Origin of the sequence: Henriciella aquimarina (assembly GCF_002088975.1) — a bacterium.
Classification (GTDB): Bacteria; Pseudomonadota; Alphaproteobacteria; order Caulobacterales; family Hyphomonadaceae; genus Henriciella; species Henriciella aquimarina.
The window spans coordinates 1-14,082 of sequence record NZ_NCST01000087.1; the positions used below are offsets into that span (position 1 = coordinate 1).

Sequence of the window (14,082 nt, forward strand, 5' to 3'; positions counted from 1 at the left end):
TAGCGGCGTTCATGCCGCTACCTCCCCACAGTAAGGCGGTATGAACGCCGCGGGCAAGATGGCTTGTGGCGCGGGCGGTCGGTAGCCCAGAGAAGAGTGCGGACGCGCGGTGTTGTAATGCCACCGCCAGGTCTCGATCAGGACTTTCGCCTCCCTGAGATCATAGAAGATTTCCCTCGCCAACAACTCGTCTCTGAGCTTGGAGTTGAAGCTCTCGCAGTAGCCGTTCTCCCAAGGCGAACCGGGTTCGATATAGAGCGTCTTCACGCCGATCCGGCCAAGCCACTCGCGCAGGGCCGTGGCGATGAACTCGGGGCCATTGTCGGAACGGATATGCTCCGGCGGGCCATGATGCACGAACAGTTCGCCCAGCGTGTCTAGGACATCGCGGGAGTTGAGCTTGCGTTCGACACGAATGGCGAGGCATTCGCGAGTGAACTCATCAATCACACACAGCATGCGGAACACCTTGCCGTCATGCGTGCGGTCCTGAACGAAGTCATAGGACCAGACATGGCCCTTGTGCATCGGCCTCAGCCGGATGCAGGAGCCGTCATTCAGCCAGAGACGGCCTCTCTTTGGTTGTTTCATTGGCACTTTCAGCCCTTCACGCCGCCAGATGCGATACACCCGCTTCTCGTTCACATGCCAGCCATCCCGTCTCAGCAGGGCCGTGATCCGGCGGTAGCCATACCGGCCGAACCGTTCAGCCAGGGCGATGATGGCCGCTGTCAGCACATCCTCGTCCTGGCGTGGCACACGCGGCTTGCGCTGGGTGGAACGGTGCTGGCCGATCACGCGGCAGGCCCGGCGCTCGGTTGCGCCGAGTGTCTCCACCACATGATCGACCGCCTCGCGCTTGCGTGAAGGGCTCAGAACTTTCCCTTGATGACTTCCTGCAGGATCTGGTTGTCGAGGGTCAGATCAGAAATGGCGCGACGCAGCCGCGCATTCTCCTTCTCGATCTCCTTCAGCCGTTTGGCCTGGCCAACCTGCAGCCCGCCATACTCCTTGCGCCACCGATAGTATGTCTGTTCCGTCACCCCGATCGAACGCACGGCCTGACCCGTCGTCTCACCCCGCGCGAGGCGGACCTCCACCTCCCGCAGCTTCGCTATGATCTCTTCAGGCGTTGATCTCTTGCCCATGTCTCAGCTCCATATCTGAAGCCGGAACTAACTCAAATAATGGACCACTTTCGTGGGGGCAGACCAGGGGGGGACCTTCGTGGCAATTTGTGGTCTGGTGTGTAGGGAGCCGATTGGCGATAGACACAAAAAATCAAAATTTCAGAAAAGTTTGAGGCAACATCTTCGGCCTGCCTTTCCACCTCTATGATAAAACCGTCTTCCGATGGGCAAAGGAGAAGGCAATGCTTTCTATTTTGATTGGACTCGCATGCGTCGCAATTATAGTGGCATTCGCCGACCAACTCTTACTCGGATTGCTGTTTATTGGCGTCATTGCCCTTCGCTTGATCTCTGTAGCGATTGCTCTCTTTGTCTTGTTTGTTGTTGCTAATCATATCGAAAAAATTTCCCCGTTGCTGTTCACCATTGCTGTCGTGGCCTTATGCTACATTTGCGTGAGGTATTGGCGAAACTTCTCCAGTGCATTCGGCAGATTCAGGCCAGTTTTCACCGAAAGAGTTCGGGGTATCGCTGATCCGAAAAAGTGGTCCCCAAGAGGCACATGCATTTTGTCTGCTTGGATGTTCGCAGTTCCCTTTGGGTCAATTCTGTTGCTTTCCAATCTGCTGGATGATGGTTACGAAATGGATTCCTGGGCCATCTTTGGGATTTTAGGCTGGCTTTCGATCTGTCTGGCTATCCTTGGGTTTGGGACTATCTGGTATACGATCACTTGGCTGCGCACGCCGGGAAAGCGCTTGAGGGACTACGGGACTTGCATATTCTTGATTGGCTGCGCTTTGATGCCAGTGGGGGCAGCTCCTCAAGCAATCGCGTTCTTCGGAATTGGTTTCCTCTTAGTGATAATCGGTTTCGCGCTTATCGCAGTGGATGACGTAAGAAAACAGTCACGCACCGAAGGGCAAAAATAGCCGCTTCGGGAGCACTGTGCTGGAAAAACAATCGGCAAGGTGCACGTCTTTCTTTTTCTGACCACTGATTTAAAAACAGCGATTTAGGTGTCGGCTTCCCAGCACCTGCGGGCTCGCACTTTAATTCGAAACACCGTGGGGACACGTTCAGGCCACGTTTTTCGTTATTCACACCACGAACAGTTAGTCAAACGCCCGCAATTTGGAGCTCCCGCCAAACATAACCTTAACGTTAGTATGGCAGTTCTGGTCTACGAATCTGGAGGCTGGACATGAAACACGCAATCATCGGCATAATCGCGCTCACGCTGACAGCGGGCTGCGCCACCTACACCGAAGGGGGCGCGTTTGGCGGTTTTAATGAAACGCCCCTCGCCCGCGACACCTATCGCATCCAGGCTTACGGAAATGGACTAACCTCTCGGCAGAAAACGAACGCCATCGCCATGGTGCGCGCCGCCGATCTGGCCAGGATGAATGGCTACAGCCTGTTCATGATCCTGGACTATGATGAATGGGCGGACACGTCGCACCATACGACGCCCGCGACTGTTACGACAGATACCAGCTATTCCGGTTCCGGCTATACCAGCGCGTCCGCAAACTGTAATACCATCGGCTACGGCTATGGCAGCGGCTCCACATGGTGTAGCGGCAATGCCCGCACAAATGTCTCCGGTAATGCCACGTCGAGAACAACCATCAATCCCGGCCAGACGTATGAAACTGAAAAGCCCCGCACCGACCTCGTGGTGAAATTCGTCTCGGAAGGGACTCCCGAAGCGTCAAACGCTTTGAGTGTGCGTCAGATCATGACGCGGTACGGCAATGCCGCTGGGCTTAACGCAGAGCAGCTGGCTGCGCGAATTACGCCCGCGTCTGTTGCCTCCAAACCGGCACGCCCTGCCCAATTGACCATGACAGCTCCGCCAACGGCCCAAAGTGTCCCGGCAAGCCGGGCTTCGTCAGCAGCAGACGAACGGACAATTGAGGAAGTATATGCCTCGCTGCCCCCTCACGAAAAGCGGCGCGTCGATGCGATGTCGATTCCAGAAAGGATCGGATATCTTAAGGCGAGCCGATGAAGGTGCAAAGGCGAGCCGGAGAGCGGCGCGGAATCGTCGCTTTCTGCAAAACTTATTGAAACCTCTTATTGCTATTCTCACCAATAACTCAACTATGGTTTTGGGATAGTTCCATGACATGGCACATCGCGCGAGGGTCGGCGAAAACAGGGCCGATATCCGAAGACAAAATGGCCCGACTTATCGAAGCCGGACGTCTGCGGCCAACTGACCAAGTGTGGCGGGCAGGAATGCCTGAATGGAAGCCTGCTGGTAAGGTCGAAGGACTCTTCGCTCCACCGAACTCTTTTGCTTCCAGTGCTCCGCCCCTCTACACTGCACAGGCGACCGGGACGGATCGATCACTCGGTGGCTATCTCTTGTCCCATTGGCAGGGGCGGTTCAGTCTTGCCAAAAGCTTCTGGGTGAACGGCGTTGTCGTCGGGCTCCTGTTTCACATCGTCTTCTGGATTCTAATCGGGATTGGAGGCGCTATTGCTCCAGTATTTGGCGGACTTACGCTGCTAGCATATATCTTGCTCGCATTGGCGCTGACCGTTTGGCAACCTGTTGGGCTCTATCGAAGTGCGATTTCCTATATCCGCAAGCCTGAGCGGACCTCAAACTTCTGGGCGCACGTGTCCTTGATCTATGCTACCACGACAACCTTGATGCTCCCGGTGTTTGCCGTTGCGATCATTGGTGGCGTGAGCGCGCTAGGTACGAACGCAGACGCCACATTTAACGCGGTATCCGCTGAAATGTACGAGTACGACTAATCTGCACAGCCCCACTAACAAATAGCAGGGGCCAAATCGGAAGTCCCTGTCGATATTTCTACACTAGGAATTCTACAAGCTCGGGAGCCTGCTTTTCGTGTCCCCGAGCGTGTCCCCAACACGGATTGCACCTGTCGCCCGGTAATGGGCAGCTTCCACTTCTCTGATTTATCTGAATATCTTGGTACGCCCAACAGGATTCGAACCTGTGACCTACTGATTAAAAGTCAGTTGCTCTACCAACTGAGCTATGGGCGCGCCGAAGCGGCCTAACTAGCCGGGTGCGCCGGTCAGGTCAACGCGCTGCAGCAACCCAATTGCAGGTCAGTTCACGCCATTTTTTCGCCCAGTTGATTGGCTGAAATCGGCGGCATGAAAAATTGGCCTTCCCTGACCCTTCTCGGCAGCGTTCTCCTGCTTGCCAGCTGCGCCAACAAACCGGCCAGCGAGGCGACGAGTACGGCTGTCAGCGAGACCCGCGCCGGCTTTGCCGATGCCGCCATGACGCCGCTGGAGGATCTGAACCTCAAACGCGACCAGATTCCAGATGCGCTGCAATCGGTCGGCAATCCGTACAAGGTGCCCGCCGACATCACCTGCGCGGAAATCGAGGCCCAGATCATCACGCTGAACGCCGTGCTCGGGCCTGACTGGGACACCCCCGAAGACGACGGCGACGACCCGACCCTGTCGCAGCGGGCCGGGGGTGCGGCCTCCGACGGCGTGCTCGGCACCGTGGCGTCCGAGGCGGGCGGCATCATGCCCTATCGCGGCTGGATCCGGCAGCTCACCGGCGCCAAGGCGCACCAGAAGAAGATCGAGAGCGCCTATGAGCGCGGATCGCACCGGCGCACCTATCTCAAGGCGCTCGGCCTGATGAAAGGCTGCGACCCGGTTGCAGTACCGCAGCTGAAGCCGGAGGAAGAACGCCAGAAAATCGTTTTCCATGGCGATGCGCCCGCCGGCTATGCAGCGGCCCAGCCCGCGCCGGAGGTGACACCGACGGCCGTGGCCAAGGCCCCGGCCGCGCGCACCGATCTGCGTCCGGCCCCGGTCGGGGAAGAAGCGCTGGCCGCGCCCGGGGCCTCACAAGGGGCTCAGGCACAAGCCGACCAGAGACCCGCCAGCCAGACGCCACGGGCGCAGAACAGTTTTCCGCAGCCCTCCGGCCAGTTGGAAGCCCGCCCTGCCCCGAGCCATGACGGCGAAACCTCTAGTCCCGCGGACGAGACTTCGTCGCCGCCCATCTATGACTGAGCTCGGCGCGCAGCGTCTCGAAGCGGCCTTCTGAAATCGCCAAGCGCATCTCTGCCATCAGCGCCTGGAAGAAGGCGGTGTTGTGCCAGGAGAGCACCATGGGCGCGAGATATTCGCCGGCCTTGATCAGGTGGTGGAGATAGGCGCGCGAATAGTCCCGGCTCGCCGGGCAGTCGACGGCTTCGTCCAGGGGCGCGGTATCCTCGGCAAACTGCGCATTCTTGAGATTGACCGGTCCGGCCCATGTCCAGGCCTGGCCATGGCGCCCCGCGCGGGTCGGCAGGACGCAGTCGAACATGTCGATGCCGCGCGCGACGCTTTCGACCAGATCCACCGGCTTTCCGACACCCATGACATAGCGCGGCTTGTCGTCCGGCAGGTGCGGCATGGTCATGTCGATGGTCGCGCACATCTGCTCATGGCCTTCGCCGACAGCGAGCCCGCCGAGCGCGATGCCTCCAAAGCCCTGTGAGACGACGCCCTTTGCCGAGCGCTCGCGCAGATCCTCGAAATTGGAACCCTGCACGATGCCGAACAGGGTCTGGCCGTCGCGCTCACCGAAGGCGTCGAGACTCTTGCCGCCCCAGTCGAGGGAAAGCTCAAGGCTCTTCAAGGCCTGTTCATGCGTACACGGAAAATCCGTACACTCATCGAGTTGCATGGAAATATCGGCACCAAGAAGGTCGGCCTGGATCTCGATTGAGCGGGCCGGCGTCAGGCGATGCTCGGAGCCGTCGATATGGCTGCGAAAGGTCACCCCCTCCTTGTCCATCTTCCTCAGCTGCGAGAGCGACCAGACCTGGAAGCCGCCACTGTCGGTCAGCATCGGCCCGGACCAGCCGGAAAATTCGTGCAGGCCGCCGAGGCGTTTCACCCGTTCCGCGCCGGGGCGCAGCATCAGGTGATAGGTGTTGCCGAGAATGATGTCGGCCCCGGTCTGGCGGACCTGATCCATATACATCGCCTTGACCGTCCCGGCCGTGCCGACCGGCATGAAGGCGGGCGTGCGGATGTCGCCACGGGCGGTCTTCAGCACACCGGTACGTGCGGCGCCTTCGCGGGCATTGATCTCGAAAGGAAAGGTGGTCATGGGCGAGGCGTTTGGCGGAAACTGGCGAGGCTGGCAAGCCATAGCATCACGGCAGCAGCAAGCACGCATCGCCATAGGAATAGAAGCGGTACTTCTCTGCGATGGCATGGGCATAGGCGGCCTGCATCACATCGGTGCCCATCAGCGCGCAGACCAGCATGAAAAGCGAGCTTTCCGGCAGGTGGAAATTGGTGACCAGCGCATCGGTTACGCGCAGCCTGTCGCCGGGCTTGAGGAAAATATCGGTCGGGCCCATCGTCTCGACGAGCTGGCCGTCCGGGCCAACGGAACTTTCCAGCGTCCGGAGCGCGGTGGTGCCGACGGGGACGCATTTGTGCCCGCCGGCGCGGACCGCATTGAGCCGCGCGGCAACCTCAGGGCTCACCCGGCGCCATTCCTCATGCAGCTTGCCGCTTTCGAGCTGGCTTTCCTTCAGGGGCGCGAAGGTGCCGAGGCCGACATGCAGGCGAACCGTCTCGCTCTCGATGCCGGCAGCCGCGATCTCTTCGCGAAGACGTGGGGTGAAGTGAAGCCCGGCGGTCGGCGCGGCGACCGATTCGGCCTCGTCACCGGCAAAGCTCGTCTGATAGGTCTCCCGGTCGCTCGCATCGGCGGCGCGGCGGCGCGCGATATAGGGCGGCAACGGCATCGCGCCATGCGCATCGAGGGCGGCATCGAGCGCTTCGCCGGAGCGGTTGAAAGCAAGCCGGATGTCGCCCGCCTCGCCCTTCCCGACGATCTCGGCCTCGAAGCCCTCGCCGAAGACGAGCTTGTCACCTGGCTTCAGCCGCTTACCGGGCCGGGCCAGCGCGCGCCATTCAGCCGGGCCGGTCCGCTCGACAAGATTCGCGTCAACGGCGATATCCGACCCAGAGGAATCGCGTGCCAGGCGAGTGCCTTTCAGCGCCGCCGGGATGACGCGCGTATCGTTGAAGACCAGCGTGTCCCCGCTTGAGAGATAGCGCGGCAGGTCGCGCACATGCGCATCCTCAAGCCGCCCGTCGCCATGCACGACCAGCAGCCGCGCGGCATCCTGCGGCTCCACGGGCCGGAGCGCGATCAGCGCTTCGGGAAGCTCGAACGAGAAGTGCGAAAGGTCCAACCGGGCTGCCCAGCCTTATTCGTCGATCACCGCCGGAACGCGCGTGACATTGCAGATGTCGGTGTCGAGCTGGGCGGCAGCCGAGAGCTTGTCGGCCCAGGCCTGCGTATCGGTTTTCTGGACCCAGACCTCGGGGCGCTCATCCTCCGGCAGCTCGGAGACCATATAGGCCTCTTCCAGCATGTCCGGATCCTCGATCGGCGTGCCGCCCGGCTTCGGCCCTTCCTTGATCGAGCGGATCACGTCGAGCCCCTCGATCGCGCGGCCCCAGGCGGCATAGGACTTGTCGAGATGGTCGGCCTTGTAACGCATCAGGAAGAACTGGCTGTTGGCCGAGTTCGGATCATTGGTGCGCGCGGTCGAGACGACGCCGGGGCAATGCAGGACCCAGCTGTCGACGCTGCCATCCTTGGTCATCTCGGCGAGATATTCGCTCTGCGTGGCGATCGGGAAGCCCTTGTAGAGGCCTTGCGTGGCCTCCTGCTGCTTGCCCTTCGGCGTCATCGGCATGTCGGAGGGTTTGCGGCGGAATGTGAACTCGCCCGGAATGTTCGGCAGGCCGGAATCGCGGCCCTTGGCGGAATAGATGTCGCCGCCCTGCGCCATGAAATCGTCGATCACGCGGTGGAAGCTCGTGCCGTCGAAGTCACCCGACTTGGCGATAGCGCGGAACTGCTCGACCGTCTTCGGCGCGACGTCCGGCAGCATCTCGATGACGATGCGGCCCTTATTGGTCTCGAAGACGAGGAGGTTGTCGGGATCGACCTGGCGCCATTCGTCCGGCGCCGCGGTCACATCATCCATGGTGAAAGCGGGTGCGGCATCAGCGGCGTCTGCGCCGGCCTGCTGGGCCGTGTCACCGCTTTCCTGCGCGCAGGCCACCGCCGCCAGCAGGCCGAGGCCGGCCAGACCTGTCGAAATCGTCCGAAAATACATTACGCATACTTCTCCAGAAGCTTCTTCCTGACACGGGGTGTCACGAAGGAAGTAATATCGCCCCCGAACCGCGCGATCTCCTTGACGAGACGAGACGCGACCGCCTGATGCTGAACATCCGCCATCAGGAAGACGGTTTCAATCTCGCGGTTCAGCTGCTCGTTCATCGCCGTCATCTGGAATTCGTATTCGAAGTCCGAGACCGCCCGCAGGCCGCGCACGATGACGTGCACGCCGCAGGTTTCGGCGAAATGCATCAGCAGATTGTCGAACGGCCTGACCTCGATCTCCACATTGCGCGGATTGGGCAGATCGCCGACATCCTGCTCGACAATGGCCACGCGCTCCTCAAGGTCAAAGAGCGGCTTCTTGGCCTCGTTGACGGCGACCCCGATGATCAGCCGGTCAACCAGTTTCAGGGCGCGCCCGATAATATCGAGATGCCCCATCGTAATCGGATCGAAGGTTCCGGGATAAAGCCCGACACGCTCCATAGTGGTCCTCCCTGCCCGTCCTTGCTGCACCTGCTCTTCGGGTCGGGCGGCCCGCTACTCTTCTGTATCGTCTTCCTCTTCTTCCACAAGACGTGCGACGGAGACAACACGTTCGCCTTCATTCGTACGTAGCACCCAGACACCCGATGTCGAGCGCCCAGCAATACGAATCTGGTCGACGCCGGTGCGGATGAGCTGACCGCCATTCGTCACCAGCATCACCTGGTCGCTGTCCTCGACGGTGAAGGACTGGGCGATCTTCTTGACCGGACCCTTCTTCTTGTCGCGGCCCCAGATATTGTGGGCGACGAGGCCTTTGCCGCCGCGGCCCGTGACCCGGTAGTCATAGGAGGATGAGCGCTTGCCGAGGCCGTCATCGGCAATGGTGAGGATGAACTGTTCGGCCGCGCCCATTTCGGCCATGCGCTCGGGGCTGAGGATGGCTTCTTCCTCGCCGGCATCATCCGGCTCGTCATCGGCCATGCTGTCGGTGTCTTCGTCTTCCTCCTCGCCGGAGATGGCGCGGCGCTTGGCGGCTTCCTGCTTCATATAGGCGCGCGCTTCGGCCGAGGTGAAGTCGATATGGTGGAGCACCGCCATGGAGATGACCTCGTCGGTCTTCTCGAGTCGGATGCCGCGCACGCCGGTCGAGTTGCGTCCGGCAAAGACGCGCACATCATCGACGCGGAAGCGGATACACTTGCCGAGCGCGGTGGTCAGCATGATGTCATTGTCTTCGGTACAGATCTTCACCGAGACGATGCCGTCGCCCTCATCAAGCTTCATCGCGATCTTGCCATTGCGGTTGACCCGGATGAAATCACTGAGCTTGTTGCGGCGCACGGTCCCTGAGCGTGTGGCGAACATCACGTCGAGCTCGTTGCGGCTCTCTTCATCGTCCGGCAGCGGCATGACGGAGGTGATGTGCTCTTCCTTGGACAGCGGGAAGATGTTGACCAGCGCCTTGCCGCGCGATTGCGGCGAGCCGACCGGCAGGCGCCAGACCTTCTCCTTGTAGACCATGCCTTCGGAGCTGAAGAACAGGATCTCCGTATGCGTATTGGCCGTGAACAGACGGGTGACGAAATCCTCGTCCTTCATCGAAACGCCGGAGCGCCCTTTCCCGCCGCGATGCTGGGTACGGTAAGTGGACAGAGGCACGCGCTTCACATAGCCGCCATGCGTGACGGTGACGACCATGTCCTCGCGCTCGATCAGGTCCTCGTCGTCCATGTCGGCATCGGCGAAGGTGAATTCCGAGCGCCGCGGCACAGCGAACTTCTCTTTCACCTCGTTCAGCTCCCCCCGGATGATGTCCAGGATGCGCGGACGCGAGCGCAGGATGTCGAGATAGTCGGCAATCTTTTCCGACAGGCCGGTGGCCTCGTTGCCGATCTCGTCGCGGCCAAGGCCCGTCAGCCGGTGCAGGCGCAGGTCGAGAATGGCGCGGGCCTGCTCGTCGGAGAGGTAGATCGCGTCTTCGCCTGCACGGCGCGTGCGCTTGTCGGCGATGAGGTCGATCAGCGGCCCCATATCCATCACCGGCCAGGCCTTGGCGAGCAGCTGTTCGCGCGCGGTCGCCGGGTCCGGCGAGTGGCGGATGATGCGGATCACTTCGTCGATATTGGCGACAGCCAGCGCCAGGCCGACCAGGACGTGGGCGCGGTCGCGGGCCTTGTTCAGCTCGAACTTGGTGCGCCGGGCGACGACATCCTCGCGGAACTGGATGAAAGCCTGCAGCACGGCGCGCAGGTTCAGCTGTTCCGGGCGCCCGCCATTCAGGGCGAGCATGTTGACCGGGAAGGAGCTCTGCAGCGGCGAGAAGCGGTAGAGCTGGTTCAGCACCACTTCCGTGCTCGCATCCTTCTTGATCTCGACGACGACACGGATGCCGTGACGGTCGGATTCGTCGCGCAGGTCGGCGATGCCCTCGATGCGCTTGTCGCGGACCAGTTCGGCGATCTTCTGCACCATGGCGGACTTGTTCACCTGATACGGGATCTCGCTGACCACGATGGCCTCGCGTCCGGAGCGGACCGTCTCGATCTCGGTGCGCGCGCGCATCAGGACCGAGCCGCGGCCTTCGAGCAGCGCCTTGCGCGAGCCGGCATAGCCGAGGATCAGCCCACCAGTCGGGAAGTCCGGGCCCGGCACGATTTCGAGCAGCTGTTCATCGTCGATGGCCGGATCGTCGATCATGGCGAGCGTGGCATCGACCACCTCGCCGAGATTGTGCGGCGGGATATTGGTCGCCATGCCGACGGCGATACCGCCGCCACCGTTCACAAGGAGGTTCGGGAACTGCGCGGGCAGAACCATCGGCTCCTTGTTTTCCTGGTCATAGGTGTCCTGGAAGGGCACCGTATCCTTGTCGATGTCGGCGAGCAGGTATTGCGCCGCCTTGGTCATGCGCGATTCGGTGTAACGCATGGCGGCTGGCGGGTCGTTGTCGATGGAGCCGAAATTGCCCTGCCCGTCGACCAGTGTCAGGCCCATGGAGAAAGGCTGCGCCATACGCACGAGTGCGTCATAGATCGCGCTGTCGCCGTGCGGGTGGAAGGCCCCCATCACGGCACCGACAATGTTGGCGGACTTGCGGTGCGGCTTGTCTGGCGTGTTGCCATTGACCTGCATCGCATAGAGAATCCGGCGGTGGACGGGCTTCAGGCCATCGCGCACATCGGGCAGCGCACGGCTGACAATCACGCTCATCGCATAGTCGAGATAGGAGCGTTTCAGCTCATCCTCGATATCGACCGGATCGATGCCGTCCTGGTGCGGCGGGATCGGATTTTCGGGCTCGTCCGGCGGAGTGTTTTCGTCGCTCACGGGAAACCTGCCTTTTGTTGACCGGTGCAGGCGTCGAATCGCCCGCAGAATCTGGCTCTGAGCCTAGCAGCCGGGTCCCTGCTATTCAAATCCTCATGGCTGTTGCGGCGGGGGTTTCCACAGCGCTATCGTAATCTCCGAATCCTTGGAGGAATGGTCCGCATGCCAGCATTTCGACCGACGCGCCGGGAGGCCTTCCTGATGGGGGCTGCGGGCCTGACAACAGCCGCCGCCGCACCCGGCGCCTTCGCCGAACTGCCGCTGCATGCCAAGGGCTGGCATGACGGGCCCGCCCTGCCCGAGCCGGTGCAGGAAATCTATCCCTGCCTGCACGGCGGGAAGATCCATCTCGCAGGCGGCTTCATCGCCGAGAACGGCAAGATCACCGGGCCGACCGCCGCCCACCATGCCTTCGATCCGTCGCTTGGTCTGTGGGCGCCGCGCGCACCTCTCCCCGTGGCGCGCCACCATCCGCAGCTCATCAGCTTCCGGGGCAGCCTCTACTGTATTGGCGGCTTCGAGTCGCGCGAGACCGGCGCCTGGCAAATGCAGGGCGACATGTGGCTCTACAACGACGCCGAGAATGACTGGGAGTGGGCGCCGGACCTGCCCGTCCCGAATGCCGAGAGCGTCACCGCCGCGATCGGGCGTGAGCTTTTCCTCGTCGGCGGACGCATCCCGAAGGCTGACCGCAATCTCGACTGGACCGACCATACCGACACGGCGGCCGCCTGGGGCTTCGACGGCTCGCACTGGTTCGATGTCGCGCCCATGCCGACCGCGCGCAACAGTGCCGCGGCCGCCGTCATCGATGGCTGGCTGCATGTTGTCGGCGGACGCACGGTGAATGGCGGCAATACCGCGGTTCACGAAGTCTACGACCCAGCCTCGGACCGCTGGGAACGCCTCGCCCCGATGCCGCAGGCCCAGGGCGGGCTGGCGGCGGCCGCTGTCGGCCCCGACCTCTATGCATTTGGCGGGGAGTATTTCGGCGGCGGGGGCGGCGTCTTCCGCCAGGCCTGGCGCTATGAGTCGCTCCGCGACCGCTGGCGCGCCATCCCGGACATGCCGAAGCCGCGCCACGGCCTCGGTGCGGTGGCCGCCGGGCGCGACATCTATGTCATCGGCGGCGCCCGCAAGGCCAGCGGCAACGAGACCAGCGCAGCCGTCGAGATCTATACGCCTTGACCTTGTGACGGGCGCGGGTGAATAGCCATCGCCATGGCAGACACCGCAGACGATCAGGCCCCGCTGCAGCAGCACAAATGGTATGAGGACCTCCAGGCCCTCCTGCTCGGCACGCTGCTGCTCTCCTTCGGGGTGACGCTCTACAGCAAGGCGATGCTGATCACGGGCGGCGTCGCAGGGACGAGCCTGCTCGTCGAGTTTGCCACCAGCCTGACCTTCGGGCCGGTCTTCTTCGTGCTGAACCTGCCCTTCTTCGCGCTTTCCATCCTGCGGATGGGATGGGGCTTTTCCATCCGGACGCTGATCTCCATCGCGCTCATCTCGGGGCTCACACGGCTGATCCCGCTCTGGATCGATGTCTCGTCGCTAAACCCGGCCTTCGCTGCCGTCATGGGCGCGGCGATGATGGGCATCGGCCTCGTTGTCCTGCTGCGCCACCGCGCCGGGATCGGGGGCGTGACCATCCTCTCGCAATTCCTGCAGGACAAGGGGATCATCCGGGCCGGCCTCTTCCAGCTCATTGTCGACCTCGCCATCCTGGTCGTTGCGCTGTTCATGCTGCCGCTGAAGCTGGTCGCGCTGTCGATTGTCGGCGCGTTCGTGCTGAACCTGACGGTCGCCATCAACCACAAGCCGGGCCGCTATCGCGGGATGAGCTAGGCGCGCTTGCGGCCTGTGCGATCCTCGACGATCCGCACGACATGATCGCCATCCTTCTCCAGGACGAGATCGGCATGATCGCGCAGCGGCAGGATATGGTTTTCGAAATTGGGCAGGTTGATGTCGCGCCAGACCGTCAGCGCGAAGGCTTCCGCCTCGGGCACGCTCATATGCCGGAAGCGGGCATAGAAGGAGGACGGATCATGCTCGGCCGCCTCCCAGAACTGCATGAAACGGGTAAGGAACCAGGCCTCGATGTCGTCCAGCGCCGCATCGAGGTAGATCAGCATGTCCGGCTCGCCGGACGCGCGCGCCGGGCCTGATGGCGGCTGGAAGCCCAGCCCTTCGAGGATGAGGATGTCGGGCCGCGCCAGCGTGCGCGTCAGCGCCGGGTCGATGTCGTAGATGTCGTGGCTGTAGCCCGGAAAATCGGCATGCCCCTGACGCAGCGCGCTCAGCGCAGCCGCCATGGTCTCGCGGTCATAGCTTTCCGGAAAGCCCTTGCGCATCAGGAGGTCACGCTCTTCCAGCACGGCATTGGGATAGAGGAAGCCATCGGTCGAAACGGTTTCGGCGCGCCCCTCCTGCGAGAGCGCACGCACCAGCCCTTCGGCGAGCGTC

13 protein-coding genes and 1 tRNA gene are annotated in these 14,082 nt (G+C 62.1%); 6 read left to right on the top strand and 8 right to left on the bottom strand.

Annotation, left to right across the window (positions count from 1 at the left end; translation table 11 throughout):
• Positions 1–9 precede the first annotated feature (9 nt).
• Positions 10–1,148, bottom strand: a protein-coding gene (locus B8784_RS14255; protein WP_143435295.1) for an IS3 family transposase whose coding sequence is annotated in 2 segments (ribosomal slippage) — positions 10–890 and positions 890–1,148 — 1,140 coding nt in all. Because the reading frame shifts where the segments join, the coding sequence is not laid out codon by codon here.
• Between the two features lie 224 nt (positions 1,149–1,372).
• Between B8784_RS14255 and B8784_RS14260 the strand changes: the two genes are divergently transcribed.
• The 3 genes from B8784_RS14260 to B8784_RS14270 all read left to right on the top strand — a co-directional run bounded on the left by B8784_RS14260 (position 1,373) and on the right by B8784_RS14270 (position 3,905).
• A complete protein-coding gene (locus tag B8784_RS14260) occupies positions 1,373–2,062 on the top strand; it encodes a hypothetical protein (RefSeq protein WP_084398617.1) in 690 nt (229 codons plus the stop codon).
• 272 nt (positions 2,063–2,334) lie between these two features.
• Positions 2,335–3,147: a CC0125/CC1285 family lipoprotein gene (locus B8784_RS14265; protein ID WP_084398618.1), complete on the top strand. Its 813-nt coding sequence runs from the start codon at positions 2,335–2,337 to the stop codon at positions 3,145–3,147.
• A gap of 113 nt (positions 3,148–3,260) precedes the next feature.
• Positions 3,261–3,905 carry a DUF4339 domain-containing protein gene (locus B8784_RS14270; protein ID WP_084398619.1) on the top strand — a complete coding sequence of 215 codons (645 nt, stop codon included), beginning with the start codon at positions 3,261–3,263 and terminating at the stop codon, positions 3,903–3,905.
• A gap of 182 nt (positions 3,906–4,087) precedes the next feature.
• On the opposite strand, the gene B8784_RS14275 is transcribed toward B8784_RS14270, so the two are convergent.
• Positions 4,088–4,163, bottom strand: a tRNA-Lys gene (locus B8784_RS14275).
• A 114-nt stretch (positions 4,164–4,277) separates the two neighbouring features.
• Here B8784_RS14275 and B8784_RS14280 point away from each other — a divergent pair.
• Positions 4,278–5,162: a hypothetical protein gene (locus tag B8784_RS14280; RefSeq protein WP_143435509.1), complete on the top strand. Its 885-nt coding sequence runs from the start codon at positions 4,278–4,280 to the stop codon at positions 5,160–5,162.
• Here B8784_RS14280 and tgt read toward each other — a convergent pair.
• Genes tgt through gyrA form a run of 5 tightly spaced genes read right to left on the bottom strand, consistent with a single transcriptional unit; the run spans position 5,119 to position 11,613 of the window.
• Entirely contained in the window at positions 5,119–6,252 is a 1,134-nt protein-coding gene (gene tgt, locus B8784_RS14285) for a tRNA guanosine(34) transglycosylase Tgt (RefSeq protein ID WP_084398621.1), read from the bottom strand. The genes B8784_RS14280 and tgt overlap by 44 nt on opposite strands.
• Before the next feature lie 46 nt (positions 6,253–6,298).
• On the bottom strand, positions 6,299–7,354 hold the full coding sequence (gene queA / locus B8784_RS14290) for a tRNA preQ1(34) S-adenosylmethionine ribosyltransferase-isomerase QueA (RefSeq protein ID WP_084398622.1): 1,056 nt from the start codon (positions 7,352–7,354) through the stop codon (positions 6,299–6,301).
• Positions 7,355–7,369: 15 nt separating this feature from the next.
• Entirely contained in the window at positions 7,370–8,290 is a 921-nt protein-coding gene (locus B8784_RS14295) for a peptidylprolyl isomerase (protein ID WP_084398623.1), read from the bottom strand.
• Complete coding sequence (gene coaD / locus B8784_RS14300; protein WP_084398624.1) at positions 8,290–8,784, bottom strand: pantetheine-phosphate adenylyltransferase; 495 nt, start codon at positions 8,782–8,784, stop codon at positions 8,290–8,292. The genes B8784_RS14295 and coaD overlap by 1 nt, the downstream gene beginning before the upstream one ends.
• A gap of 54 nt (positions 8,785–8,838) precedes the next feature.
• Positions 8,839–11,613 (bottom strand): DNA gyrase subunit A, encoded by a 2,775-nt coding sequence (gene gyrA, locus B8784_RS14305; RefSeq protein WP_084398625.1) that lies wholly within the window; start codon positions 11,611–11,613, stop codon positions 8,839–8,841.
• Between the two features lie 162 nt (positions 11,614–11,775).
• On the opposite strand from gyrA, the gene B8784_RS14310 reads away from it, so the two are divergent.
• A complete protein-coding gene (locus tag B8784_RS14310) occupies positions 11,776–12,801 on the top strand; it encodes a Kelch repeat-containing protein (RefSeq protein ID WP_233356154.1) in 1,026 nt (341 codons plus the stop codon).
• A 33-nt stretch (positions 12,802–12,834) separates the two neighbouring features.
• Positions 12,835–13,461: a YitT family protein gene (locus tag B8784_RS14315; RefSeq protein ID WP_084398627.1), complete on the top strand. Its 627-nt coding sequence runs from the start codon at positions 12,835–12,837 to the stop codon at positions 13,459–13,461.
• Here the strand turns inward: B8784_RS14315 and B8784_RS14320 are convergent.
• Positions 13,458–14,082, bottom strand: a 625-nt coding sequence (locus B8784_RS14320; RefSeq protein WP_084398628.1) for a type I pantothenate kinase, incomplete at its 5' end; no start/stop codon positions are given. The two genes, B8784_RS14315 and B8784_RS14320, sit on opposite strands and share 4 nt — an antisense overlap.